Annotated in this window: 23 protein-coding genes and 1 pseudogene; 9 read left to right on the top strand and 15 right to left on the bottom strand. The window is 67.8% G+C overall.

Features of this window, described 5'->3' with window-relative positions; all coding sequences use genetic code 11:
• Positions 1 to 154: 154 nt before the first annotated feature.
• From AC3B5T_RS01480 to AC3B5T_RS01430, 11 genes are all read right to left on the bottom strand, one after another.
• Positions 155 to 1,225 carry an LLM class flavin-dependent oxidoreductase gene (locus AC3B5T_RS01480; protein WP_010840544.1) on the bottom strand — a complete coding sequence of 357 codons (1,071 nt, stop codon included), beginning with the start codon at positions 1,223 to 1,225 and terminating at the stop codon, positions 155 to 157.
• Complete coding sequence (locus tag AC3B5T_RS01475) at positions 1,222 to 2,256, bottom strand: ABC transporter substrate-binding protein (RefSeq protein ID WP_010840543.1); 1,035 nt, start codon at positions 2,254 to 2,256, stop codon at positions 1,222 to 1,224. The genes AC3B5T_RS01480 and AC3B5T_RS01475 overlap by 4 nt, the downstream gene beginning before the upstream one ends.
• A gap of 49 nt (positions 2,257 to 2,305) precedes the next feature.
• Positions 2,306 to 2,656, bottom strand: coding sequence for a 4Fe-4S dicluster domain-containing protein (locus AC3B5T_RS01470; protein WP_010840542.1), 351 nt, complete (start codon positions 2,654 to 2,656; stop codon positions 2,306 to 2,308).
• Positions 2,653 to 4,278 carry an FAD-dependent oxidoreductase gene (locus AC3B5T_RS01465; protein ID WP_488358139.1) on the bottom strand — a complete coding sequence of 542 codons (1,626 nt, stop codon included), beginning with the start codon at positions 4,276 to 4,278 and terminating at the stop codon, positions 2,653 to 2,655. Before AC3B5T_RS01465 ends, AC3B5T_RS01470 begins: the two co-directional genes overlap by 4 nt.
• Positions 4,271 to 5,050 carry an ABC transporter ATP-binding protein gene (locus AC3B5T_RS01460; RefSeq protein WP_488358138.1) on the bottom strand — a complete coding sequence of 260 codons (780 nt, stop codon included), beginning with the start codon at positions 5,048 to 5,050 and terminating at the stop codon, positions 4,271 to 4,273. The genes AC3B5T_RS01465 and AC3B5T_RS01460 overlap by 8 nt, the downstream gene beginning before the upstream one ends.
• 4 nt (positions 5,051 to 5,054) lie before the next feature.
• Positions 5,055 to 5,930 carry an ABC transporter permease gene (locus tag AC3B5T_RS01455; RefSeq protein ID WP_010840539.1) on the bottom strand — a complete coding sequence of 292 codons (876 nt, stop codon included), beginning with the start codon at positions 5,928 to 5,930 and terminating at the stop codon, positions 5,055 to 5,057.
• 125 nt (positions 5,931 to 6,055) lie between these two features.
• On the bottom strand, positions 6,056 to 7,384 hold the full coding sequence (locus AC3B5T_RS01450) for an alpha/beta hydrolase domain-containing protein (RefSeq protein ID WP_488358137.1): 1,329 nt from the start codon (positions 7,382 to 7,384) through the stop codon (positions 6,056 to 6,058).
• 8 nt (positions 7,385 to 7,392) lie between these two features.
• Positions 7,393 to 7,782: a carboxymuconolactone decarboxylase family protein gene (locus AC3B5T_RS01445; protein WP_010840537.1), complete on the bottom strand. Its 390-nt coding sequence runs from the start codon at positions 7,780 to 7,782 to the stop codon at positions 7,393 to 7,395.
• Positions 7,779 to 8,675, bottom strand: coding sequence for an NAD(P)-dependent oxidoreductase (locus AC3B5T_RS01440; RefSeq protein ID WP_488358136.1), 897 nt, complete (start codon positions 8,673 to 8,675; stop codon positions 7,779 to 7,781). The genes AC3B5T_RS01445 and AC3B5T_RS01440 overlap by 4 nt, the downstream gene beginning before the upstream one ends.
• Complete coding sequence (locus tag AC3B5T_RS01435; RefSeq protein ID WP_010840535.1) at positions 8,672 to 9,412, bottom strand: SDR family oxidoreductase; 741 nt, start codon at positions 9,410 to 9,412, stop codon at positions 8,672 to 8,674. The genes AC3B5T_RS01440 and AC3B5T_RS01435 overlap by 4 nt, the downstream gene beginning before the upstream one ends.
• A gap of 150 nt (positions 9,413 to 9,562) precedes the next feature.
• Positions 9,563 to 11,029: an aldehyde dehydrogenase gene (locus AC3B5T_RS01430; protein ID WP_010840534.1), complete on the bottom strand. Its 1,467-nt coding sequence runs from the start codon at positions 11,027 to 11,029 to the stop codon at positions 9,563 to 9,565.
• Positions 11,030 to 11,093: 64 nt separating this feature from the next.
• Between AC3B5T_RS01430 and AC3B5T_RS01425 the strand changes: the two genes are divergently transcribed.
• From AC3B5T_RS01425 to AC3B5T_RS01390, 8 genes are read left to right on the top strand one after another with little or no spacing between them, the layout of a single operon-like run.
• Positions 11,094 to 11,675 carry a TetR/AcrR family transcriptional regulator gene (locus AC3B5T_RS01425; RefSeq protein WP_035716876.1) on the top strand — a complete coding sequence of 194 codons (582 nt, stop codon included), beginning with the start codon at positions 11,094 to 11,096 and terminating at the stop codon, positions 11,673 to 11,675.
• Positions 11,675 to 12,919, top strand: a complete 1,245-nt coding sequence (locus AC3B5T_RS01420; RefSeq protein ID WP_010840532.1) for a cytochrome P450 — start codon at positions 11,675 to 11,677, stop codon at positions 12,917 to 12,919. The genes AC3B5T_RS01425 and AC3B5T_RS01420 overlap by 1 nt, the downstream gene beginning before the upstream one ends.
• Complete coding sequence (locus AC3B5T_RS01415) at positions 12,919 to 13,731, top strand: SDR family oxidoreductase (RefSeq protein WP_010840531.1); 813 nt, start codon at positions 12,919 to 12,921, stop codon at positions 13,729 to 13,731. The genes AC3B5T_RS01420 and AC3B5T_RS01415 overlap by 1 nt, the downstream gene beginning before the upstream one ends.
• Positions 13,728 to 15,095: a cytochrome P450 gene (locus AC3B5T_RS01410; RefSeq protein WP_010840530.1), complete on the top strand. Its 1,368-nt coding sequence runs from the start codon at positions 13,728 to 13,730 to the stop codon at positions 15,093 to 15,095. Before AC3B5T_RS01415 ends, AC3B5T_RS01410 begins: the two co-directional genes overlap by 4 nt.
• On the top strand, positions 15,095 to 15,286 hold the full coding sequence (locus tag AC3B5T_RS01405) for a ferredoxin (RefSeq protein ID WP_010840529.1): 192 nt from the start codon (positions 15,095 to 15,097) through the stop codon (positions 15,284 to 15,286). Before AC3B5T_RS01410 ends, AC3B5T_RS01405 begins: the two co-directional genes overlap by 1 nt.
• A gap of 55 nt (positions 15,287 to 15,341) precedes the next feature.
• Positions 15,342 to 15,887, top strand: coding sequence for a Cif family virulence factor (locus AC3B5T_RS01400; RefSeq protein ID WP_035716920.1), 546 nt, complete (start codon positions 15,342 to 15,344; stop codon positions 15,885 to 15,887).
• A 6-nt stretch (positions 15,888 to 15,893) separates the two neighbouring features.
• Entirely contained in the window at positions 15,894 to 17,162 is a 1,269-nt protein-coding gene (locus AC3B5T_RS01395; protein WP_488358135.1) for a hypothetical protein, read from the top strand.
• Positions 17,159 to 18,067 (top strand): SDR family NAD(P)-dependent oxidoreductase, encoded by a 909-nt coding sequence (locus tag AC3B5T_RS01390; RefSeq protein ID WP_010840526.1) that lies wholly within the window; start codon positions 17,159 to 17,161, stop codon positions 18,065 to 18,067. The genes AC3B5T_RS01395 and AC3B5T_RS01390 overlap by 4 nt, the downstream gene beginning before the upstream one ends.
• 275 nt (positions 18,068 to 18,342) lie before the next feature.
• On the opposite strand, the pseudogene AC3B5T_RS01385 reads toward AC3B5T_RS01390, so the two are convergent.
• A pseudogene (locus AC3B5T_RS01385) lies at positions 18,343 to 19,341 on the bottom strand (NAD-dependent epimerase/dehydratase family protein).
• A gap of 3 nt (positions 19,342 to 19,344) precedes the next feature.
• Entirely contained in the window at positions 19,345 to 20,397 is a 1,053-nt protein-coding gene (locus tag AC3B5T_RS01380; RefSeq protein ID WP_035716874.1) for a phosphotransferase family protein, read from the bottom strand.
• Between the two features lie 250 nt (positions 20,398 to 20,647).
• On the opposite strand from AC3B5T_RS01380, the gene AC3B5T_RS01375 reads away from it, so the two are divergent.
• The gene (locus AC3B5T_RS01375; RefSeq protein ID WP_010840523.1) at positions 20,648 to 21,511 is read left to right on the top strand and encodes a mycofactocin-coupled SDR family oxidoreductase; all 864 of its coding nucleotides are present in this window, start codon (positions 20,648 to 20,650) and stop codon (positions 21,509 to 21,511) included.
• A gap of 16 nt (positions 21,512 to 21,527) precedes the next feature.
• Here AC3B5T_RS01375 and AC3B5T_RS01370 read toward each other — a convergent pair whose 3' ends face one another.
• Entirely contained in the window at positions 21,528 to 22,646 is a 1,119-nt protein-coding gene (locus tag AC3B5T_RS01370; protein WP_488358134.1) for a TIGR03857 family LLM class F420-dependent oxidoreductase, read from the bottom strand.
• Positions 22,643 to 24,232, bottom strand: a complete 1,590-nt coding sequence (gene fadD1 / locus AC3B5T_RS01365; protein WP_010840521.1) for a fatty-acid--CoA ligase FadD1 — start codon at positions 24,230 to 24,232, stop codon at positions 22,643 to 22,645. Before fadD1 ends, AC3B5T_RS01370 begins: the two co-directional genes overlap by 4 nt.
• Positions 24,233 to 24,242: the final 10 nt, after the last annotated feature.

Below are 24,242 nucleotides of genomic sequence, written 5' to 3'. Positions count from 1 at the left end.
GCTCCCTGAGGTGCGCGGAGCGGTGCGGCCTGCCCCCGCTCCCTGAGGTGCGCGGAGCGGTGCGGCCTGCCCCCGCTCCCTGAGGTGCGAGGAGCGGTGCGGCCTCCCCCCGCTCCCTGAGGTGCGAGGAGCGCAAGCGACGAGCCTCGAAGGGTCAGCCTCCCGACACGGTGACAACCGCTCCCAGACGCTCGTGGACGCGCGGGATCACCTCTGCGGCAAAGCGTTCCATCTCGACCTCGAAGGGCTGGAACTGCAGCATGAATGTCTCGATCCCGGCCCGGTGGAAGTCCGCGATCCGATCGGCCACCTCGTCGTAGGACCCGACGAGTCCGGCCGCGGTACCGCCGTTCGTGCCGATCGCGGGGTAGCGCGCGAACGTCTGGAACATCACCGCCTTCTCGTCGGCCCCGCCGGCGATGTTCGCCAGGACGGGCTGATCGAGTTCGTTGAGCTTCCAGTGGTGATCGAGCTCGCGCTGAGCGGACTCGGCGTCGTCACGGGCGATGACGAAGGCCGACAGTCCGTAACGGACCGGCGGGCCGGTCCGTTCGCGCCGGCCGACATCGGCGATGAGTTCTCGGACCCGCTCGATCGGTTGCCCGTTGATGAACCACACGTCGCCCTGCGCCGCCACCAGATCGCGGGCCTGATCGGATTCACCGCCGACGTAGATCTGCGGACGGGACCGGAAGCGGCCGGTGGGGTTGATCTCGTAGTCGTCGACGGTGAAGTACCGCCCGGCGTGGGAGACCTTCTCCCCGTTGAGCAGCCCGCGGACGATCCCGAGCCATTCGGCCCCGTACCCGTAGCGGTCGTCGTGCTCGGGGAACGCGATCCCGGCCTTCTCGAGCTCTGGACGGAACCACGCGTTGACGACGTTCAGGGACAGCCGGCCGGCCGAGATCTCCTCGATGTTGGCGGCCTGTTTGGCCAGCACCACCGGATGGAACAGAAGCGGCTTGATGGCGGCGATCAGTTCGATCGTGGACGTCGACGCCGCGAGTGCGGCTGCCGAGGTCCATGTCTCGAGCTGATCCCATTCCGACGAGAACGGATTGATCACGTGCTGGGCGATCAGCGTGCTGTGGTACCCGAGTTCCTCCGCGCGCCGGACCAGTGCCAGGTTGCGTTCCCAGGACGCGTCGACCGGGTCGTCGGGATGGTGCGCCGAGGCCCACGTGCCGTAGACATTGGCCCACACACCGAATCGGGGGCCGGTCACGGGTTCGGTCCGGTCGAGGGCCGCTGCAGCCAGGAGTCGAGTTCGAAGTCGTCTTCGATGCTGCCCTGTTCGACGAGGAATGCCTTGGTACCGGTGAGCAAGTCGACGGCGCGGGCCGGGAACGGCTCCTCGGAGTACCCCTCCGGGTTGGCCGCGGCACGGACCGCGGCTTCGGGCGCCTTGGAGTTGCCGAGTTCGAAGCGCAGGTATTCCTCCCAGTTCGCCTTCGCATAGCGGACCGACGACGCGTGCAGTTGCTGCCAGGTCGCCGCGAAATCCGGGTTTTTCTCGAGGAACTGGTCACTGCTCACCGTCACGCTGGTGCCCGCGAGGTCGGGATGGTCCCGGTACACCGAGTCGACCAGGTGGAACCCCTTGCCCTCGAAGGTCTGCAGTGCCACCGACGGGATGACGCCCGGCAGCGCCGCTGCGTCGATCTCACCGGAGTTCAGCGGAGCCTCCTGATCGGCCGGATACAAATGGATCAGGTTCGCGGTGATACCCCGTTCGGCCAGCGCGCCTTGGAGATAGCGGTCGATGTAGGAGCCCTTCGGCACGCCGATGTTCTTGCCGGCCAGGTCGGCCAGCGACCGGATCGACGGGTCCTTGGCCACCACACCCGCATCGTTGTCGAACTGGTTGATCGACAGCAGGCGGGTCTGTAGACCCGAGCCACGGGCGACGAGCGCGGGCGTGTCACCGTAGCTCGCGACGTCGAGACGTCCGCCGATGAGCGCCTGATTGAGATCGGGTCCGTTCGGGAAGCTGAAGACCTCGACCTTGTTGACGCCCAGCGGGGCGAAGGCCTCGATGAGTTCCCCGCGGCTGTGGGCGAAGCCGACGGGACCCGAGATGACATTGCTCGAGCCGATGACCCCGATCCGGAGCGTGTCGATGACGTCGCGCTGCGCCGACGATGCGTCGTCGGAACCGCACGCGGCCACCGCCGCGAATGCGACGCCTGCCGAGAGGACGGCGATGGCGCGTCTGATCCGGCGCAGCGGGGACCCGAAAGATGTTGTGGTGGGCATGGTTCTCTGTCCTGGAGATCTCGAGGGGTTGGTGAACGAGGTGGGCTGGTCAGTCGGTGCGTCGGTCGACGAGCCGTGGTGGCGGGTCTCCGTGCGGGATCGGTGGTCCGACGGCGGTCAGGCTTCCGGGCGCGCGGCCCTTGCCCCAGCCGAGCCGTTCCCGGTAGCTACCGATCAGTTCGAGCGGCACAGCGTCCCCGGCGCCGAGTGGGGAGGACTCGGGGCTCACGTAGAGAGCGTCGGTGGGGCAATATGCCTCGCACATGAAGCATGTCTGACAATCCGATTGCCGGGCGATCGTCGGCACGCCGTCGGGTCCGGTGTCGAAGACGTTGGTGGGACAGGCGTTGACGCATTTGTCGCAGGCGATGCACGCCGACGCGACGACGAGCTCGATCATGCGGGAATCCCGACGGCGAGGCCAGGAGCCGGGTCCTCGGTACGTCCCACGGCCGACCCGGGTACCGCGACCCAGACGTCGGTGAGTCCTCCCGTGCGGACGTGATCACCGAACGCCGGGTCGAGCCGGGGGTGGTCGGCGCGCTTGCTCATCCCGCGGGATTCGGTGCGGGCGAGTGCGGATCGGTAGATCCAGCGTCCGACGGCGGTGATCGCGGCCGCCTCTCGTGCCCGCACGCGCCCCGCCGGTGTCCGGGCGCCATAGGCCGGTCCGGCGATCTCGTCCCACAGCGCGTCCAATGTGTTCAGGGCCGGAGTCATCCGGTCGCCGTGACGCAGGTAGTTCTTCTCGAACGGGATCAGCTCGCGCTGCGCGGCGGTCACCAGCTCGTCGGGTGTGATCCCGCCCCCGGCCGTGCCCAGCCCGACGGTGCCGGCGCCGGTGAGCACGTCGAGCGGGGACGCCCCGCCGGCGTCGCGGGCCGCTCGTGCCGCGGCAGCTCCGGCGAAGCTGCCCGACGACATCGCCCACGCGGAGTTGTGACTGCCACCGCCGGTGAAGCCGCCGCAGATGCGCTCGCGGGTGGCGGCGTCCCCGGCCGCATAGAGCCCCGGGACGCCGGTCCAGCAGTCCGCGTCGACGATGTCGATGCCACCGGTTCCGCGAACGGTGCCCTCGGCGAGCAGGTCGACCTCGAACCGGTCGGTGAACGGGTTGATCCCCCGACGGTCGAACTGGAGGAAGAAGTTGGGCTGCCCTCGGCGCATCTGCGCCGCCACCCGCTCGTCGGCCCGGTCGAGTTGCGCATAGACCTTCTCCTGCAACAGAGTGCGTGCGATCACCGACCGTCCCTTCGTCGACCCCGCGCCCTCGACGATGCGTCCGTCGGCATGGAAGAAGGTGGCGTAGCCGTAATACGCCGTCTTGGTGACCGTGGAGCCCTTCGGCACGATCGCGTACGCGTTGGCGAATTCCATTCCCGAGAACGAGGCACCGACCTCGGCGGCCATCAGGGCGCCGTCGCCCGTGTCGACGTTGCTGCCCAATGCCTTTGACAGGAATGCGCAGCCGCCGGTCGCGACGACCACTGCGCCGGCGGACACACGAAAGTCGCGGCCGGTCTGTCGCTGGTGTCCGGCGGCACCCCGTACGGCGCCCTCGCGGTCGGTGAGGAGTTCCAGGACAGGGGAGTGGTCGAGGATTCGCACACCGCGGCGTCGGACCCATGCGCGCATGCGGCGCATGTACTCCGGGCCCTGCACTCCCGTGCGGATGGGCTCGCCGGTGTGCTCGTCGACCGGGAACGGGTAGCGCCCTTCGGTGCCCAACCGGTGCATGTTCGCGTAGGTCTTGTCGAGGACCCGGTCCATCCAGCCGTGGTCCGCGAGATACCCGCCGAGGGCTTCACGGCTCGCCTTCGCCGCCGAGCGCTTCTCCGGGTCCGGGGCGACGTACCAGACCCCGGTCCCGGAAGGGGCCGTCGTACCCGACGCTCCGCAGTATCCCTTGTCCGCGATGATCACCTCGGCTCCGGCATCGCGAGCGTGGATGGCGGCCCAGGTGGCGGCGGGGCCGCCGCCGATCACCAGCACGTCCGTGGACAGGGTCAGTACGTCAGACATGGGTGAACTCCTGGGGTGTCGATGCCGGTGTCGGTGTCGTTGTGGGGCCGGTGGATTCGGCGTCGCTTCCGCTGACGCCGAGTCCGGCGAGCAGTTGCGAACGCAGGGCGACGAACGCGGGGTCGGTGACCCGGCGCGGACGAGGTAGGTCGACGACGATCTCCTGCGCGATCCGACCGGCCCGCAGGATCAGTGCGCGATCCGCGAGAAGCAGGGCCTCCTCGACGTCGTGCGTCACCAGCAAGGTGGCCGGCCGGTGCGCTTCCCACAGTCGCGCCACGAGGCGCTGGGCATTGATCCGGGTGAGGGCATCGAGTGCCCCGAAGGGTTCGTCGAGCAGCAGAATGTCGGGCTCCCGGACGAGTGCGCGGGCCAGCGCGGTGCGTTGGGCTTCGCCGCCCGAGAGCGTGGACGGCCAGGCTCCGGACTTGGCCGCCAGTCCGACCTCGTCGAGTGCGCGGAGTGCGCGGGCCTCGGTGTCGCCGCCTCGCAACCCGAGGGCGACGTTGCGCCACACCGGCATCCAGGGCATGAGCCGGTGTTCCTGGAACACGATCGCCTTGGCCGACGGTGCCTCGATCGTGCCGGTGAACCCGCGGTCGAGGCCGCCGATCCCACGCAGCAGCGTGCTCTTCCCGGAACCGCTCGCACCGAGCAGCGCCACGAATTCGCCTCGGTCGATGGTCAGGTCGACGTGGTCGAGCACCCGCCGGCCGTCGAACTCGCGTGCGGCCCCGGTGACCCGGACACCGTCGATGTGGTCTGCGGACATCAGGTCACCGTCCTTCGAATCCGTTGCGCCACGACAGGAATCGACGCTCGAGTATCCGTACGCCGATGTCGGTCAGGAGTCCGAGTACCGCATAGATGACCAGGACCAGGAAGATCTGATCGGTGCGGAGGTACTCCTTGGCGTCGTTCATCAGAAAGCCCAATCCGACCGGGGTGGTCTGCATCTCCGCGACGACGAGGACCAGCCAGCCGATGCCCAGCGCCTGCCGCAGGCCGACGAAGATCTGCGGTAGCGCACCCGGCAGGACCACGTACCGCACGAGCTCGAAGCGCGTCAGCTCCAGTGATTCGGCGGCTTCGATGAGTTTCTGGTCGACGCCCCGGATTCCGGCCAGGAAGTTGAGATAGATGGGGAAGATCGGGGCGACGATGATCAGGGCGATCTTGAACGAGTCGCCGATCCCGAACCAGATGATGAAGACCGGGACGAGGGCGACGGCGGGCATCATCCGCAGCACCTGGACCGGTGCGTTGACCAGGTCTTCGGCGACCTTGAAGAGGCCGGCGGCCGCGCCCAGCACCGCGCCGACGGCGATTCCGATCGCCAGTCCGATCGCGACGCGGCGCCCGGAGGCGGCCAGGTGTGTCCAGAGTTCGCCGGTACTGATCAGTTCCCATCCCGCCTCGACCACCTCGGTGGGCGCGGGAGTGGTGGCGCCGAGCCATCCGCGCGCACCGAGCTGCCAGATGACGACCACCAGGATCAGGCCGATGGACTGACGGAGAGTGCGTATGGCGGCCTGGCGGGAGAACCGTCGCCGACGCGCTTGTGCCGCTGGAGCGTCGGACGGTGCGTCGACGGTCCCGGCCGCCGACGGGCCGGGGGCGACACCGACCGGTGTCGTGAGTTCAAGGGTCATCGAAATCCGCGTGAGAGAGGGCTGGGCAGGACTTCTGGGACGCTACTGAGCTCTGGGCGCCGGCGGCACCGTTGGAGTCATGGTGATTTTCAAATACGCAGCGCGCCGCGCTGATCGGCGAACCGTCAGTTCGGGATCAGCTCCGGATTGGCGTCGGCGAGCAACTCGTCGCGGTCCTCGGCGAGGACGAACCCACCCGCGATGGCGATGTCTGCGGCGTCCCGGTAGTGCTTCTCGTACTCGTCGCGCGTTCCGTACCGGGCCACGAGTTCGTCGGTGGGGACCGGAGACGTCGTTCCGAACAGCAGACAGATCCGGGACACCGGGTCGGCGACGATCCCGCTGAGGATCTGGGTCGGCGCGTCGACGCACGGTGTGCGGACCCCGCCCCGGACGTTGCCGATGTCGTCGAGCTCGAACACGGGCTCGGCACCGCTGGCGTCCCGGAGGGCCAGCGGGTCGGCCACCGGAGGCGGGGGACCTCCCTCGGCCCAGGATCGCAGGTGCCGCAACGCCGATCGCAGAACGAACCTCTGCTGGCCCCGGTTGACCGGGTCGGGGCAGCCGAGGAACTCCTCGAAGTCACCGACCTGGTGGAGATCGGCGTGTGCCGTGCCCGCCATCTCCCAGACCCGGAGTTGATCCGAATCGGGTTGCCGCACGGCGTGATAGCGGAAGTTGGTCAGGACGTCGGTCTCGGTCTGGACAACGAACACCGGTGCGTCGAGATCGGCGCGGATCGTGGTGGGCTCGCTCCCGAAGACGCTCGCCACGTCGATCCCCGAACCGACCTCACCGGCGGGCAACCCGGCGGCCGCGCGGCTGTGGATGAGGTACCCGTCGAACGGTGCCCCGTCCGGACCGACGGTGTTGACGTAGGTCGTCAGGGCCATGGCCGACTGTGATTCGCCGATCCCGAGAACGGTGGAGACCGTCAGACCCGCGAGCGGATGACCGGCGGAGTCGGTCTCGCGGACTGCTCGCCCAACCGAAGTGAAGATGTCGTAGCAGTACGCGTCGCCGGGGTGTCGTAGTCCGGCATAACGTTCCGGGTCTTTGGCGGCGAGGCTCTGCGGGGCGCCGGTCGCCACGCCGACCGAACCCGCCCCGCCCTCGACGCCGACGAACTGTGCCGACACGCCCACCCACGCGTGGCCCGCGCGGACGAGCTCGGCCGCCACATAGGAGTATTCGGGCGCGGCGTCGGCGCCGCTGCTGACGTTCAGCCACTCGACGACCACGCAGCCGCTGAAGGCCGCGGCCTCCGTGGGGCGTCGGACGACGATCCGGGTCGTGAACTCGGCGGTGGGCGCGCCGGTGTCACCGACGACCGGGTCGGCGGCCCCCGAAGCCGCGTACTCGGTGTCGGTGTAACCGGCCGCGGTGAGGTCGGGTAAGGGTGAGGCGCTCAGCAACGAACACCCGTTTCCACCGCGGAGGACACGGAATCGCATGGCCTGACTCACTTCTTCTTCCGATGCTGCTTGATCACCTCACCGAACATGAAGTGCATCTTGGTGCCCTGCGGCCAGCCGACGTAATAGCAGAGGAAGAGGCTGATCTCCTCGAGCTGTTCGGGAGTGAGCTCGCCGTTCCCGAGGGCGGCGCCGGCCTGGATCTCGGCGACGTCGATGTTGTTGCTCGCGGCGAGCGCACCGAGCAGGAGCAATCGGCGATCGCGGTTGGACAGACCGTCGCGCGCCCAGACGTTGCCGAACACCTGGTCGGCGGTGTGCGCGAAGTAATCGCCCGGGCCGTCGCTCACCTCCCAGCCGTAGACCTCGGACATCTTCGCGAGTCCGCGCCTGCGCACCTCGTCGGGTGCGTCGCCGGAGATGTCGGATCGGGTCATGCTGGTTCTCCTTCGAGGTGGGGGACACCGAGCCCGGCGGCCAGATTCCGCAACGCGAGCTGCCCGAGAGGCAGATCGACACCGAGTTCTTCGCCGAGAGCGAGTGCGAGCGTCAGGTCCTTCTCCCCCAGGGTACGGACGCCGGTGAGGATTCCGTACCAGGGATCGTCGGCCGCGACCGGAGCGGTGGTGTCACGCAACATGATCGCCCCGGGCCCACCGGTCACGGCGTCGGAGTGCCGGACCACCTTGCCGAGCTTGGCGATGTCGATGCCGGCGGCCTCGGCCAGTCGCGCGGCCTCGGTGGTCGCGGTGAACGAGATGAAGTGGAGGAGGTTGCGCGCCAGCTTCATCCGGGTGCCCGAGCCGACCTCGGGTCCCGCGTGGACGAGCATGTCGGCGGTGAGCGCGAACGGTTCCTTCAGTTTCTCGTACGCCTCACGTGGCCCGCCGACCATGATCGCGAGCCGGCCCGACGCCGCACCCATCGCGCCACCGGAGATGGGGGCGTCGAGCAATGTCACCTCGCGCGCCGCGCATTGTTCGGCGAGTTCGGCGGCGGTCTCCGGCGCGATCGTCGAGTGGACGGTGATGATGGTGCCCGGGCGAGCCCCGGACAGCAGGCCGTCCGGCCCGGCGACCACCGATCGGACCTGGGCGTCGTCGAGGACGCAGATGCCGATGATGTCGGCCGACGCGGCGAGATCGGCGAGCGAACCCGCGGCCGCGGCCCCCTTCTCGACGACCTTCGCGATGGCCTCGGACGAGAGGTCGAACACCGTCAGACCGCTGCGCCACGCGGCCAGACTCCCGGCCATCGGACCACCGATGTTGCCGAGTCCGACATATCCCAGCCGAATCGGGTCCGTCCGGGTGGGCGTCGATTCGCTCATGAGCGGATGACCTGGCCGCCGTCGACGTTGAAGATCTGCCCGGTGATCCACCCGGCTTCGTCGGACAGGAGAAACAGGCACATGCCGACGAGATCCTCTGGCGTGCCGAAGCGCTTCAGCGGCAGACGGTTCACGATGTCGGCGACCATCTCCTTGGGTGTCGTGGTCCGAGTCGCCTCGGTGTCGATGGGCCCGGGGGCGATCGCGTTGACGCGGATGTTCTGCCCGCCGAGTTCGGTGGCGAGCTGCTGTGTCAGACCGTTCACCCCGACCTTGGCCAGACCGTAGAAGCCGCTGTACAGCCACGCGGCGGTGGAGGACTGGTTGACGATGGCGCCACCACCATTGGTCATGTGCGGGTAGACCGCCCGGGTCACGTTGAGCGCACCGTCGAGGTTCACGCTCATGAACTTCTTGTAGTAGTCCCAGGGCACGGTGATGAGGAAGTCGAGCTTCATCCCGCCGTAGATCGCCGCGTTGTTGACCAGGCCGTCGACCGAGCCGTAGGCGTCGACGGTGGCCGCGGCGAGCGCCTTCGCCGAATCCTCGTCGGCCACATCGGTGTTGACGTACAGTCCGCCGATGTCGGCCGCGACCTGCTTGCCCTTGTCGTCGGCGAGGTCGGCGACCACGACGTTCGCGCCCTCGGCGGCGAGCCCGCGGGCGTACGCCTCACCGATCCCGCCTGCCGCGCCGGTGACGATGATGGTCTTGTTCTCGAAACGCTTGGAACTCATTGTCCTGCTTTCTGTGTGGTCAGTGTTCTGCTCCCTGAGGTGCGAGGAGCGATAGCGGGGGCTTCTCTGTTCCCTGAGGTGCGAGGAGCGATAGCCGCCGGGCCGAGCAAGCGACGAAGGAGCGCGTCGAGGTCGACGAGCCTCGAAGGGTCACGCCGGACGCGCGACGGCCTTGGTCTCCAGGTACTCCTCGAAACCGGCGACTCCCATCTCGCGGCCGATGCCCGACTGTTTGAAGCCGCCGAACGGGACATCGGCGGAGTACCAGATGCCGCCGTTGACGCCCATCGTCCCGGTGCGTACTCCGTTGACGACCTTGTTGATCCGCTCCTCGTCGGACCCGTAGACCATGCCCGACAGGCCGTATGGCGAGTCGTTGGCGATGCGGATCGCGTCGTCGTCGCCGTCGTGGGGAATGATCACCAGCACCGGACCGAAGATCTCCTCCTGCGCGACTCGCGCCGAGTTGTCCAGGCCCGAGATCAGGGTCGGCTCGACGAAGTAGCCGGCGGGCTTGTCGGCGGGACGTCCGCCACCGATCTCGATGGTGCCGCCCTCGCTGGTGGCGAGTTCGATGTAGGACTCGATGCGCTGACGCTGCCGGGCGGAGATGACCGGTCCGCAGATGGTGCCGCCGTCGGTGGGGTCTCCGGCGGGCAGGCCGGCCATCGCGTCGCGGGTGGCGGTGATCGCCTCGTCGAGTCTGCTGCGCGGCACCACCAGGCGCGTGGTGATGGCGCACCCCTGACCGGCATGGGTGACGACGTTGAATGCGGCCATGGCGCAGGCAGATCCGATGTCGGCATCGTCGAGGACGATGAAGGCCGACTTGCCGCCCAGCTCCAGGAACACCTTCTTGAGCGACTCGGACGCGGCGGCCATCACCTTCTTGCCGGTCGCGGTGGAGCCGGTGAACGACACCAGGTCGACGCGGGGGTCGGTGCTGAGCTGGGCGCCGAGCTGGTGGTCGGTCGAGGTGACGATGTTGAGAACACCGGGCGGGAAGTCCGTCTCCTCGGCGACGACCCGGCCGACGAGCGCGGCACACCACGGGGTGTCGGGTGCGGGCTTGAGCACGACCGTGCACCCGGCGGCCAGGGCGGGGCCGATCTTGGCGAAGTTGATCTGGTGCGGGAAGTTCCACGGCGTGATCGCGCCGACGACGCCCACGGCCTCCGAGCGCAGCTCGCGATGGTTCTTGAGGCCCATGGGTTTGGCGGTGCCGAGGTCACGGGTCCACTCGTAGCTCTCGGCGAGGTCGGCGAAATAGCCGAGATCGGTGACCGGTCCCTCGAACTGCGGACCGTGGGTGAGGAAGGACGGGCAACCCACCTCGGCGATGGTGAGTTCGCGGAGCTCGTCACCGTGGGCGAGCAGGGCGTCGCGCAGCTGACGGAGACAACGGGCGCGGAAGGCGTGGTCGCGCGACCAGTCGGTGGTGTCGAAGGCGGTGCGTGCGGCCGTGATGGCGGCGTCCATGTCGGCCGAGGTGGCGTCGGCCGCCTGCCCGATGACCTCCTCGGTCGCGGGATTGACGACGTCGAAGACGCCACCGCTCCCGGGGGTGAGTTTGCCGTCGATCAACAGATCCGACGCGGATTCGGGGCGAAGAGGCATGAGCTGGAACTCCATCTGGACAGGTGTCTGGACTCGCGTTCAAAGCTAGTGTAGCGTGGCTCACATGTCCAGCCCCGTGTCTCAGGAATCCACTCGCCGCAGGCTGACCCAGCAGCAGGCGGAAACGGTCACCCGCCTCACCGATGCCGCAGTCGATGTGCTGAACGCAGAGGGTTTCGACGGTCTCACCGTGCGGACGGTGGCCAAGATCGCCGGGGTCGCGCCGGCCACCGCCTACACCTACTTCTCGTCGAAGAGTCACCTGGTCGCCGAGGTGTTCTGGCGTCGCCTCTCGGCCGGCGTGCTGGAACCGGATCCCGCTGCGCCACGGAGCGAGCGCGTCGCGCAGGTGCTCCGCGAGGTCGCACTTGTCGTGGCCGGCGAGGGGCAACTGGGCGGTGCGGTGACGGTGGCCCTGCTGGGCAGTGATCCCGACGTCGAACACCTGCGCGTGCGGATCGGCGCTTTCATCCGACGTCGCCTCGCCGCGGCACTCGAAGAGGACCCGGAGAATCCGGGCCCGCTCCTGGACACCCTGGAGATGATCTACTCCGGCGGCCTGGTCTACGCCGGCATGGGGCACATGACCTACGAGCAGACCTCCGAACGTCTTGTCGCAGCCGCACATCTACTGATGGAGAAGTGATGACCGAATCGACGACGGTGTCGGGGATGGAGCACGAACTCCCCTTCGACCCGTATGCCTATGGTTTCCACGAGGATCCGTATCCCACCTATCACCGCCTCCGGACGGAATCGCCGGTGTACTACCACAGCGGGATGGACTTCTGGGCACTGGCCGGACATGCCGACGTCCGTGCGGCTTTCCGTGACACACAACGACTCTCGAACAGCTGGGGCGTGTCGATGGACCCCTCGGCGTACGGTCCCGACGCACACAAGTCGATGTCCTTCCTCGCCATGGACGACCCCAAACACATGCGCATCCGCAAACTGGTCTCCAAGGGTTTCACTCCTCGCCGGGTCAACGAACTCACCGGCCGGATCACCGCCCTCACGCACCAGCACTGGAGCAAGTGTCTCGACAAGGGGGAGTTCGACTTCGTCCACGACTTCGCCGCGCTGCTCCCGATGGACGTGGTGTCCGAGCTGCTGGGTGTCCCCGAGGCCGATCGCACCAGGCTGCGCCATCAGTCCGACCTGCTCCTCCACCGCGAGGACGGCGACCTCGACCTTCCCGAGGCGGCGGTCTACGCCTACATCGAACTGCACAACTACTATTCGGAGCTCATCGCCGACCGCCGCAAGAACCCCGGCGAGGATCTGGTCTCGGCCCTCATCGCGGCCGAGATCGACGACGACGAGACTGGCGAGAAGACACGGCTCACCGAGGACGAGATCGTCGGCTTCATGGTCCTGATGGTGGTGGCGGGCAACGAGACCACGACCAAACTCCTTGCCAACGCGCTGTATTGGGGCTGGCGCAATCCCGACGAACTCGCGAAGGTCTTCGCCGACCCGGAGGTCGTCGTCCCGGACTGGACCGAGGAGACGTTGCGCTACGACAACTCGACGCAGATCGTCGTGCGACGGGTGGTCGAGGACGCCCCGTACGGCGACTTCGTGATCCCGGCGGGCGATCGCGTGCTCCTGCTCGTCGGTTCGGCGAATCGCGACGTCGAGGTGTTCGGCGCCGATGCCGACCGGTATGAGATCGGCCGCGACTGCGGCCAGGCCCTGATGAGCTTCGGGCTGGGAGCGCACTTCTGTCTCGGTGCGCACCTCGCACGCCTGGAGGCGAACATCGGCCTGACCGAGGTCGTCAAGTCGATCCGGGCGGTGGACATCGACGCCGACAAGGCGGTCCGGGTCCATTCGGTGAACGTGCGCGGCTTCGCCGAACTCCCGGTGAAGGTGACGGTGCGCTGATGGCCTTCCGTCCTCATCCCGAGCGGCGACCGGTCCTCGTCGCCGGCGCGTCGTCGGGCATCGGTGCCGCCACCGCCGAATTCCTCTCCGCCGCCGGCCATCCCGTCGCCCTCGCGGCCCGCCGGGTGGACAAGCTGCAGGAACTGGCCGACACGATCACGGCGCGGGGCGGCGAGGCCGTCGCGGTGCCGTTGGACGTCACCGACGAACAGTCCGTGCTCGACTGCGTGGCGAAGGCCGAGGCCGCTCTGGGGCCGCTGGAGATCGTCGTCGCCGGCGCCGGCGACCTCGCGGTCGGGCTCTCCTATGAGACCGGGACCGACCATTTCGCCGACCAGATCAACATCCATCTCACCGGCGCCTACCGGATCTACCGCGCGGTCATCGGTGGCATGATCGACCGCGCCCGAGGTGATTTCGTGTTCATCGGGTCCGATGTGGCGATTCATCCGCGGCCCTGGTCGTCGGCGTATGTCGCCGCGAAATCCGGTATCGACGGGCTCGTTGCGACCATTCAGCTCGAACTCGAGGGCACCGGTGTGCGGGCCGGGGTCGTCCGTCCCGGGCAGACGCTCACCGGCATGGGGATGAACCTCGATCCGACGACGACCGAACACATGCTCAACGACTGGATCACACACGGTCTGGCCCGCCACGGCAATTTCCTCTCGCCCGAACACATCGCGCAGGCCGTCGCGGCCATGGTGTCCATGCCGCGCGGCGCGCACATGCGGTCGGTCGAGGTGGAGGCCGAAGGCGCGGTCAGCGACAAGAAACGACAGGCAGCACAGGAGAAGGGGACGGACAGATGACCGCCATCACCGAATCAGGCCTGAGGCAACCGAATCGCGTCTCGGGTGGCGAGGGCGAACACGGACATCTCGACGAACTCGCGACCGACCCGATCTCGCTGTTCTGGCGCGTCCGCGAGGAGTGCGGGGACGTCGGCATGTTCCAGCTCGCCGATCGGGAGGTGGTGCTGGTCTCGGGGTCGGCCGCGAACGAGGAGTTCTTCCGCGCGCCCGAGGAGGATCTCGACCAGGCCGCCGCCTACCCGTTCATGACGCCGGTCTTCGGCGAAGGCGTCGTGTTCGACACGAGCCCCGAGGAGCGGTCCAAGGCGATCCACAACTCGGCGCTCAAGGGCGCACACATGAAGCAGCACGCGGTGACCATCCCGAACGAGGTCGAGCGGATCATCGCGGGATGGGGTGACGAGGGGGAGATCGATCTCCTCGACTTCTTCGCCGAGCTGACTCTCTACACGTCGTCGTCGTGCCTCATCGGGCGGAAGTTCCGGGAGCGGCTCAACGGGCACATCGCGCACCTGTTCCACGACCTGGAGAAGGGCACGGACCCGATCGCGTACGTGGACTACAAGGCCGACATCGAGAGCTTCCGCAAACGTGACGAGGCCCGGGCCGAGCTGGTCGAGTTCATCCAGGGCGTGATGGACGAGCGGATCGCGAATCCGACCGAGGACAAGGAAGATCGCGACCTGATGGACGTCCTGGTCCAGGTCGGATTCGACGCGAACACCGTCACCGGCATGTTCATCTCGATGATGTTCGCCGGCCACCACACGACGTCGGGCACCGCCGCGTGGACCCTCATCGAACTGTTGCGCAACCCCGACTACATGCGACGGGTGTACGACGAGCTCGACGAGATCTACGGCGAGACGCCGCCCGGTGAACGTCCGGAGTACACCTTCGCGCACACCCGTCAGATGCCGCAGCTCGAGAACGCACTCAAAGAGGCGCTTCGGTTGCACCCACCGCTGATCATCCTCATGCGAGTGGTGCAGAACGACTTCCACGTCGAGGACTTCGAGGTCAAGGCCGGACAGTCGATCGCCGTCTCGCCGGCGATCTCCAACCGGCTGCCCGAGGACTTCCCCGGCGCAGACAGCTTCGACCCGGACCGCTACGACAAGCCGCGGCAGGAGGACCTGGTCAACCGGTGGACCTGGATTCCCTTCGGCGCCGGCCGCCACCGTTGCGTCGGCGCGCAATTCGCGATCATGCAGTTGAAGGCGATCTTCTCGGTGCTCTTCCAGAACTACGAGTTCGAGATGCTGCAGCCCCCGGAGAGCTACCGCAACGACCACTCGAAGATGGTGGTCCAACTGCAGCAGCCCTGCCGCGTCGCCTATCGCAAGCGTCAGGACGCCTGATGCGCGTCGAGGTGGACCTGGACCTCTGCCAGGGGCATGGGATGTGCGAGCTCGAGGCGCCTGAGGTCTTCGCCGCGCACACCGACCATGTCGAGATCCTCGACGCGACCCCCGATGAATCCCGGCGCGCCGAGGTCGAGGCCGGCGTGCACTACTGCCCGACGCAAGCTCTTCGGATCATCGAGGGCTGAGTTCTGAACACGTCGCCCTCGCAATTCCAGAACGACCGAATGAAGGTGGAAAGACATGTCTTTTGACCGTGCGGAACTCGACGAGATGAAGGAGCGGTGGCTCGCCGCCAACATCGAGGCCGAGAAAGCGGGGGACTGGAAACCCCTCGCCGACTTCTACACCGAGGACGCCACCTACGGGTGGAACTACGGCCCTGACAAGGATTTCATGGCCGTGGGTCGCGAGGAGATCCGCGAGCTCGCCCTCGGCCAGGAGATGGAGGGCCTGCAGGGGTGGGAATATCCCTACCAGGCGTGGGTGATCGACGACCAGACCGGCGACATGATCGGACTCTGGAAGCAGATCTACGAGGGCACGCGCGAGGACGGCAGCCATTACGCACTGGAGGGTATCCAGGGCAGCTGGTTCAAGTACGGCGGGAACTTCCAGTTCCGCTGGCAGCGCGACTTCTTCGACTACGGGAACGTGTCGGCGCTGTTCATCGAGATGATGAAGAACAACGCGATGAGCGAGCCGATGCTGAAGCGGGTGGAGAAGTCGGCGCCGGGAAACCTGCCGGGGTGGTACGACTTCGGCAAGGCCCCGGTCGAGTTCTGGTGACCTGAGATGACTTCCACAGCCCCGGCCTACCAAGGTCTGAGTCAGGATCAGCTCGCCGTTCTCGTACCCGAACTGCTGCTGTCGGGTCAGATGATCGACCGCAGCGGGATGGCTCACCTCATCAGTGCCTTCGGCCGGGACGTGATGGGCAAGGTCGCCATCGAGGAGTGGATGGCGGCGAGCCCGGTCTACACGCACCGGATGCGCACGGCCCTCGGGATCGACGGCGACGGCGTCGAGGACATGTTCAAGTGCTTGCAGCTCGACATCGGCGCGCCACCACAGTTCATGGACTTCCGGTACCGCATCGACGACGAGTACCACGGTTCGTTCGTCCTCGATCACTGCGGCGCATTGCTCGACGTCGAACCTCTCGGTGACGACTACGTGACGACCATGTGCCACGACATCGAGGACCCCACCTTCGACGCGACGGCCATCGCCACCAATCGGCGGGCGCGGATCAGGCCGGTCCATCGGCCACCGCGCCGGCCGGTCGATCGAACGCCGCACTGCGAGTGGACGGTCACGATCGAGCCAGATCGTGACGAGTTGCCGCTCCCACCGGACTCCGTGGACATGTTCGGCACCCGGGCCGGGCAGCTGGTCCTGTCGCCGATCGACACCACGGAGACCGAAGGCTGGGTCGACTACCGCGGCCCGCTCGTCGAGGACCTTCAGTTCGCGGAATGGTCGACGTCGGCCCTCGTCCGCGTCGCCGAAGAGGTTGCGCTGCAACACCAGTTGCTGTCGCTGGGCTTCCTCGTCAGTCTGCGCAGATCCGCCGAGAGCGAGACGCAGGCCACCGAGATCTTCCGCAAACAGCTGACCGGCATCGCCGGGCTCGCCGCCGACCGGATTCGCGTCGCGCTCGGATTGTCCGCCGACGCCTCGGGTCTCGCCGGGGTACTCGCCCTACACCCGTGCTTCGGCCCGGTCCAGTACACGGGACTGACCGCCGAGGCCGACGGGGACACCGTCGTCGTCCGCATCCCGCAAGAATCCGATGCGATGACCGACGGCGGCTGGGTGTCGATCCTGGACGCCGATCACGTCAAGCCGCTCCAGGCCGCGGCCACCGCCGTCGACCCGTATCTCGCAGTCGCGGATGCGACGGAGGCCGACGGCGATCTGGTCGTCCGGATCGCCAAGACGGACAGTCCGCGGAAGGAATACGGCGAGGTGGCCGTCGCACGATTCAGCGGGGGAGCGAGTTTCGAGTTCGTCGACCGCGGGCGGTCGATCCCGATCACGCCGGTGGGCAGCTCGGCGTGACCTCCGGCGGTGGCTGGTCACCCGGCGGCGCTGGACTCGGGGGCCGGGTCGCCGTGGTCGCCGGGGCCACGCGGGGCATCGGTCTCGCGGTCTCGTACGCGCTGGCCGGCCAGGGGGTCTCGGTCGTGGTCAACGGACGCGACCCGCAGGCGGTCGCAGACACGGTCGTCGAGATCCGCGGGGGCGGGGGTTACGCCGTGGGCGTCCCCGGCTCCGCGGGTGACGACGGAGTGGCCCAGACGATGGTCGAGACGGCACTGGAGGAATTCGGTGCCCTCGACATCGCCATCAACTGTGCCGGGATCGCCGAACCGTCCGGTTCGACGGTCCTCACGATCTCCCCGGACGAGTTCCGTGCCCAGGTCGACGCCCACCTGATGAGTGCGTTCCACCTGCTGCAAGCTGCCGGGCGGGTGTTCGTCGAGCAGGGTTCCGGGTCAATCGTCCTGACCGGTTCGGCAGCGTCACTCGGAATGTTCGGCGGTAGTGGGTACCCCGCCGCCAAGGGCGGTGTCAATGCGCTCGCTCTCGCCGCGGCCGCCGACCTTCGGGACCACCGGGTGCGTGTCAACGTGGTGATGCCCGGTGCGAAGTCGCGGTTGTCCTCCGGTGAGGACTACATCGCCCATATCGAAGGACTCCATCGCCGCGGGATACTCGACGACCTCACGCGCGACGCTGCTCTCGATCCCGCCCCACCCGAGTACGTCGCGCCGCTGTACGTGTTCCTGGCCGGTGACGCGGCCGAACACATCACCGGTGAGATCTTCAGTGCTGCCGGTGGATTCATCGGCCGCTTCGAGTCGCAGCAGGCGAGCTTCGTGGCCTACCGCGACCACAAGGACACCTCGCCCTACAGCCTCGACGAGCTCGCCGGCATCCTGGCCGGGCCTGCCTCGCCCTGAGCGGGTCGCGTCACCCATTCTCTGAGGAGCGAGCGGTGACCCCGCTCTCTGAGGAGCTAGCGGTGACCCCTTTCGCTCCCTGAGGAGCGAGCGGTGACCCCTTCTGATCCCTGAGGAGCGAGCTTGCGAGCGTCACGAAGGGTCTGGCGCGGCGCCGTGCGGGACCCTTCGTGGCTCGTCGCTTGCGCTCCTCGCACCTCAGGGAGCGGTGGGGTTGTCGCTTGCGGTTCTCTCACCTCAGGGGTGCCGGCTCAACCAGCGGGGGTGGTGCCGGTTCAAACAGCGCGGCGCGCGACGCGGCGTTCGAGCCAGAACCGGGCACCGTCGGCGATGGCCTCGGTCACCGGGCGTGGTTGCCAACCGAGGTCGCGTTCGGCCTTGCCGTGGTCCATCTCGGACATGAAGTGCATCAACCGGACCGAGGGGATCGTCAACTGCACCGGCTTGCGGGTCAGCGCCGCCCACGTGGAACCCACTGCCCCGAAGGTGTAGAGGGCGGCGCGGTTGAGAACCAGACGCGGGGCCGGCCGGTCTGCGGTCGCGGCTGCGATGGAGACGATGTCACCGGTGTCGATGGATCTCTCGGAGACGATGTAGCGTTCGCCGACCTCGCCGCGGTCCGCGGCGAGGAGCAGCGCGTGCGCGGCGTCGTCGATGCCGACCGACTCGGCGCGACAACCGCGAACGGTGAACGGCAACCTGCCAAGCGCCGCGCCCGCCACGAACGCACCGTGCGGGGTGGGTTGCCAGTCGCCGGGGCCGTAGGTGTTGGCGACGCACATCGCGACCGCGGGCACCGCGCCGTCCTGCGCTCGGTTCACCACCAGGTCTTCGGCGGCCACGCGGCTCTTCACATACTCAGGAGCCCTCGCGGCCCAGTTGAACTCGTCGTCCTCGGTCGCTTGACGGCCGTCCACCCGGCCGATGGTCGCCGCGGTGCTGGTGAACACGAACTTCCGCAGTGGCATCCGAGCCGCGACGTCGAGCACCGAGCGCAGGGCTTCGACATTCGTCCGGTACAGCGGTGCGGGGTCGCGCAGCTACGCGCGCGTGTCGACCGCACAGTGGAACACCACGTCGCACCCGTTCATCGCTCGCGCGACCGCGTCGGCGTCGAAGAGGTCGCCCGTCACGTGGTCGATGCCGAGGCCGGCCAGGGTACGGAGGTCGCTGGTGGGTCGTGTCAGCACTCGCACCTCGTCACCCGCGTCCACGAGCTGCCGCACGAGACGGGAACCCAGAAACCCGTTGCCTCCGATGACGAGTGACGGCACGGTTCAGAGTCCTCCGGGCGCGAGGTCGTCGATCGCCGCCGCGCTCCGGGACAGCATCGCGTCGAACATCGCGTTGCCCCGCTCGGTCGGTTGCGCCGCCGCGGAGCCGAACACGATGATCAGCGGCGCCTGGATGAGGTTTCCGACGTAGTCGTCCCAGCATTCGTCGAGCGTGTAACCGCTCACGCCTGCGATCGTCAGTGCTCGATGGTACGAGGCGACGATGCCGCGCTCGTGCCGGCGCCGATCGTCGGTGCTCAGACTGGTGCTCAGGAGAAAGGCGATGTCACGCAACGGGTTGCCGGTGGTGATCGTCTGCCAGTCGATCACCGTGACCTCCCCGGCGTGCCCGAACAGGACGTTGTCCACACGGAGGTCGCCGTGGATCAGGGTGGCGTTGTCCAGCGGGGCGACCAGCCACTCACCGGCCTCGCGGACGAGCCAGTCGACGGCCGCCGACGACGGGCCGTCGGGGGAGAAGCGTTCGCGGTACACCTCGGCCATCGGGGCGAGGATCGATTCCATCACCTCCCGGTCGGCGTCGGTGGGCAACGGCATGTCGGTCAGGAGGGTCGGATCGTTCCATCGGGGAGCGTGCAGACCGGCGGCCGCGACGGCGATCGACTCGGCCTGCGCCGGTGTGCAGCCGGCGATCTGGTCACCCTGCACAGCGGCGCCCATGTCCTCGAGCAGGAGAACGAACTCGGTGCCCGGATCAGAGATCGTCGCGGCGAAGCAGGTGGGTATGGGGACACTGAACGAGGAGGCGAGGTCGCGGTAGAACCGCACCTCGTTGCGGAACACCCCGGATCCGAACTCGCGCTGGTCCGGTGTTCCGGTGGCGAGTTTCGCGATGACAGTGTCGGGCAACGTTGCTGCGTTCTCGTGGTCGAGGTGCAGCCGATACGACCCGGCCATCTGCCCGGTGCCGACCGGCTCGGTCCGGACCGAGCCGATGTGGACGTCGTGTCCGTTGGCGGCGAGGAACGCGGTCAACCACTCCGGGCTGAGTTCGTCTACGCGGGTGGGGATTCCGACGGTGTCCGGCACGGTCACGCCCTTTCGGTTCAGCGGTACGGATCGGGCCGATGTGACCGGGCTCACCCAGGCCGCTGGTCGCGACATTACCGAGGAAATGGACTGGTGTCCAGGGAGGCGGACGACGGTTTCGGTGTGTGGTGGGTTCTTGTCTCACGGCGGCTCCGAGAGCAGCAAATCCATTCCGCCACAGGACGGATCGTGCTCGACTAGGCTGCGCGCAGACGCGGTGACCCGAGTCGCGGTCGCCGGGAGAGGGGAAGGGCGAGTGAACACCAGACTCGACGGAAAGGTCGCCCTCGTGACGGGCGCGGCGCGCGGCCAGGGCCGCAGCCACGCCGTGCGGATGGCCGAAGAGGGCGCCGACATCATCGCAATCGACATCTGCGATCAGATCACCACGGTCAACTACGCGATGAGCACTCCGGACGACCTGCAGCAGACCGCCGAGATGGTCGACGCCACGGACCGCAGGGTGATCGCCAAGATCGCCGATGTCCGCAGCCGCGATGCGCTGCAGGCCGCGATCGACGATGCCGTGGCGCAATTCGGCAGGCTCGACATCGTCGTCGCCAACGCCGGGATCAGCCCCCTCGGACCCGAGAGTCCCTCGGTCACATGGATGAACACCGTGGCGGTCAACCTCGGTGGCGTGATCAACACCCTCGAGCTGTCGTTGCCTCACCTCGAGGCCGGTGCGTCGATCGTCTGCATCGGGTCGATGGCCGCGTTCATGCCGTCGTTCGAGTCCGCGCAGGCCGGACCGGGTGCGGGCGGGTACGGCCACTCGAAACGGGCGGTGGCGCGACTCGTCAACGACCTCGCACGACATCTGGCGCCGAGAGGCATCCGCGTCAACGCGATCCATCCCGGCAACGTCGACACCGCGATGGTGCATCACGACGAGATCTACCGGTTGTTCCGTCCCGACCTGGAGAAGCCGGACTACGCGGACGTCAAGGATGTCTTCGCCTCGCTGCACGCGATGCCGGTGGATCTGCTCGCACCCGAGGACGTCACCGAGGCGGTCCTCTACCTGGTGTCCGATGCTGCGCGATATGTGACCGGGCAGCAGCTTCGGGTGGAGGCGGGCGCGTTGCTCAACTCGGTTCCGCCCGGCGTGCCCGACTGAGCGCGCGCCGATCAGGTCACCCCGCAACAGAACCCGGGTTCACGGGCAATTGTCGCCTGGCGGGCCGGATCGAGCGATACGCACTCAGTACCGACAACAGTTCCGACGGTGCGGCGCCGTGCATGATGACCGAGTCGACACCGAGGTCGAACTGCCGAGCCACGGTGGCCGCACAGCGCGCGGCGGTCCCGACCGCGCTGTCGGCGACCCAGGACGCCGGGATGACCTCGGCGAGCTGTGCGAGTTCGTCAGCGGTCGCGGTGGCGTCGATCGGTCCGCGTGCGCCGGCGAAAGCCGGACTCTCCCTGATCCGGTCGAGATCGTCTCGGTGCCAACCATTGGCGCGCATGAGAACATCCGGATACCCCTGGAGATAGGTCGCGAGCCGGCCGTACAGGCGACGCAGCCGATCGTCCTCGGCGAGTTGATCGGGCACGGTCGCCACCACAGACCAGATACGCACCGAAGCCGGGTCCCGGCCGGCCTCCTCGGCCGCCGCTCGCACCGTCTCGACCGCAGCGGTCGTCGCGGCGTCGGAGAAGAAGGTGTGCAGGACCACCCCGTCCGCGATTCGTCCGGCGAGACGCAAGGTGTTGGGCGACATGGTCACCAGCAGGATGGGGACCGGTGGGACGGCGACTCCGAGGTTGAGGTAGTCGTAGGTGCCGAGCGGTCCGTCGTGCCCGAGGACCATCTCGCCCCGCCAGAGGGTGCGCAACACCGACGCCGCGTCGGTGAGTTGGGCGCTCGTGACATCGGGGACGCCGAGAACTTGCCACTGCATGGCGAATCCGCGCCCGAGGCCGAGTGCGAACCGCCCACCTGTCATCGCCGACAACGTGGCGCCCATGGACGCGGTGATGATGGGATGACGGGTGTTGTGGTTGGTCGCGGCCGTGGCGACGCCCATGCGGCGGGTCGCCGCTGCCAGACCTCCCGCGAGCACGGCGGCATCCTTGACGTTGAAGCGCTCGGAGACGAAGGCGGCGCCGAAGCCCTCGTGGTCGGCCAGCCGCGCCTCGTCGGCGAGCTCGGCGGGATCGACCGGATGCCGGGACAGGGCGTAGTAACCGATCTCCGGGAGTGTCTGGTGTGCGGTCGAATCGGGAGACGACACCGCCGCGGGCGACGTCATGCCTGTGCGGCCACCGCTTGCCGGTACACGCGGGTCCGGGCTTCGCGCACCCAGAGCCGGCCCGATCCGGGCGTGGCGCCCTCGGCCTTGAGGGTCCGTTTCAGGATCTTGTTCGTCGCGGTCGTCGGGAGGTCGTCCTCGATCCGGACGTAGGTCGGCCACGCCTTCGGTGACAGGTCCGGTTGCGCGGCAAGCTGTTCGGCGAAGGACTCCGGTGTGAGTTCGACGCCGTCCTGCAGGACCACCGCGGCCATCACCGCGTCGCCGACGTGTTCGTCCGGAACGGCGTAGACCGCAACGCGATTGATCTCCGGAACACGCAGCAGCACGCGTTCGATCGGACCGGCAGCGAGATTCTCGCCGTCGACGCGCATCCAGTCGCCGGTTCGGCCGGCCAGGTAGATCCAGTCGTCGGAGTCCTTGTAGGCCAGGTCGCCCGACCAGTACATCCCGTGGCGGAGTCGTTCGCTCGTGGCGTCGGCGTCGTTGTAGTAGCCCATGAACATGCCGCCGCCCTCGATGTTCACCAGCTCGCCGATCGCGTCGTCGGCGTTGAGAAGTGCGCCATTGGAGTCGAATTCGGCCCGCGGGCACTCGGTCAGCGTCGACGAGTTGTATACGGCGACATTCGGGAAGCCCTTGCCGATCGAACCGTGCGGGGTGCCGGGCTCTCGGGTGATGATGATCGCCAGTTCTGTCGAGCCGAATCCGTCCCACACGGTGCAACCGAAACGGCGGGAGAAGTCGTCGATGTCGCGGTCGGTGGCCTCGTTGCCGAACGCCACCCGAAGCGGGTTGTCGGCGTCGTCGGGCTTCTCCTCGGTCGCCAGGATGTAGGCGAGCGGCTTGCCGACGTAGTTCATGTATGTCGCGTTGTAGCGGCGGATGTCGTCGAGGAAGGTCGAGGCGGAGAACTTGGCCGGTGCGATCGCGGCACCACCGCACAGCGCCACGCAGTAGCCACCCATGAGTGCGGCGCTGTGGAACAGGGGCATCGAGAGGTAGCACACGTCGCCGGGGCCGATGTCGTACTTGTCGGCGAGCACCGGGCCGGCGAACGGCATCATCATGTGCGCGAACTGGACGGGCTTGGGATTGCCACTGGTGCCCGAGGTGAAGATGAGCATGAACGTGTCCATCGCCCCGGGTACCGAATGGGGCGTCAGTTCGCCTGCGCCGGAGATCATGTCGGCCCACTGCTCGGTGGAGGTGTCCAGTACCGTCATGCCGGGCAACTCCAGGCCGTCGAGGAGTGGTCGGTGTTCGGCGTCGGTGAGGAGGATCTGGCAGTCGGCGCGCAGGATGTCGGCGGCGAGGCCGTCACCGCGGCGGGTGTTATTGATACCCGCCGTCACGTATCCGCCGAGTGCGCCGGCCGCCAGAGCGATCAGCATGTCCGGGGTGTTCCCGAGCAGTGCGCCCACGTGGAGTGGGCGCTGCGGGTCGGCGACCCCGAGGATCGCCGACGCCGCCCGCTCGGCATCGCGTATGTACTCGCGCCAGGTCCATTGCCGGCCCTCGAAGGTGATCGCGAGGTTGTCGTCGTCGGCGCGTGCCTGCAGGAGCTGGGTGACTGTCTCGGCCATGCGGCAAATC

This window comes from Gordonia sp. G4 (genome assembly GCF_057770005.1).
This window is presented reverse-complemented; position numbering and strand designations above follow the sequence as displayed.

Coding starts and splice junctions, on each gene's coding strand:
- AC3B5T_RS01475 (WP_010840543.1), bottom strand. CDS start 2,256: ATGCCCACCACAACATCTTTCGGGTCCCCGCTGCGCCGGATCAGACGC.
- AC3B5T_RS01470 (WP_010840542.1), bottom strand. CDS start 2,656: ATGATCGAGCTCGTCGTCGCGTCGGCGTGCATCGCCTGCGACAAATGC.
- AC3B5T_RS01465 (WP_488358139.1), bottom strand. CDS start 4,278: ATGTCTGACGTACTGACCCTGTCCACGGACGTGCTGGTGATCGGCGGC.
- AC3B5T_RS01460 (WP_488358138.1), bottom strand. CDS start 5,050: ATGTCCGCAGACCACATCGACGGTGTCCGGGTCACCGGGGCCGCACGC.
- AC3B5T_RS01455 (WP_010840539.1), bottom strand. CDS start 5,930: ATGACCCTTGAACTCACGACACCGGTCGGTGTCGCCCCCGGCCCGTCG.
- AC3B5T_RS01450 (WP_488358137.1), bottom strand. CDS start 7,384: ATGCGATTCCGTGTCCTCCGCGGTGGAAACGGGTGTTCGTTGCTGAGC.
- AC3B5T_RS01445 (WP_010840537.1), bottom strand. CDS start 7,782: ATGACCCGATCCGACATCTCCGGCGACGCACCCGACGAGGTGCGCAGG.
- AC3B5T_RS01440 (WP_488358136.1), bottom strand. CDS start 8,675: ATGAGCGAATCGACGCCCACCCGGACGGACCCGATTCGGCTGGGATAT.
- AC3B5T_RS01435 (WP_010840535.1), bottom strand. CDS start 9,412: ATGAGTTCCAAGCGTTTCGAGAACAAGACCATCATCGTCACCGGCGCG.
- AC3B5T_RS01430 (WP_010840534.1), bottom strand. CDS start 11,029: ATGCCTCTTCGCCCCGAATCCGCGTCGGATCTGTTGATCGACGGCAAA.
- AC3B5T_RS01425 (WP_035716876.1), top strand. CDS start 11,094: ATGTCCAGCCCCGTGTCTCAGGAATCCACTCGCCGCAGGCTGACCCAG.
- AC3B5T_RS01420 (WP_010840532.1), top strand. CDS start 11,675: ATGACCGAATCGACGACGGTGTCGGGGATGGAGCACGAACTCCCCTTC.
- AC3B5T_RS01415 (WP_010840531.1), top strand. CDS start 12,919: ATGGCCTTCCGTCCTCATCCCGAGCGGCGACCGGTCCTCGTCGCCGGC.
- AC3B5T_RS01410 (WP_010840530.1), top strand. CDS start 13,728: ATGACCGCCATCACCGAATCAGGCCTGAGGCAACCGAATCGCGTCTCG.
- AC3B5T_RS01405 (WP_010840529.1), top strand. CDS start 15,095: ATGCGCGTCGAGGTGGACCTGGACCTCTGCCAGGGGCATGGGATGTGC.
- AC3B5T_RS01400 (WP_035716920.1), top strand. CDS start 15,342: ATGTCTTTTGACCGTGCGGAACTCGACGAGATGAAGGAGCGGTGGCTC.
- AC3B5T_RS01395 (WP_488358135.1), top strand. CDS start 15,894: ATGACTTCCACAGCCCCGGCCTACCAAGGTCTGAGTCAGGATCAGCTC.
- AC3B5T_RS01370 (WP_488358134.1), bottom strand. CDS start 22,646: ATGACGTCGCCCGCGGCGGTGTCGTCTCCCGATTCGACCGCACACCAG.
- fadD1 (WP_010840521.1), bottom strand. CDS start 24,232: ATGGCCGAGACAGTCACCCAGCTCCTGCAGGCACGCGCCGACGACGAC.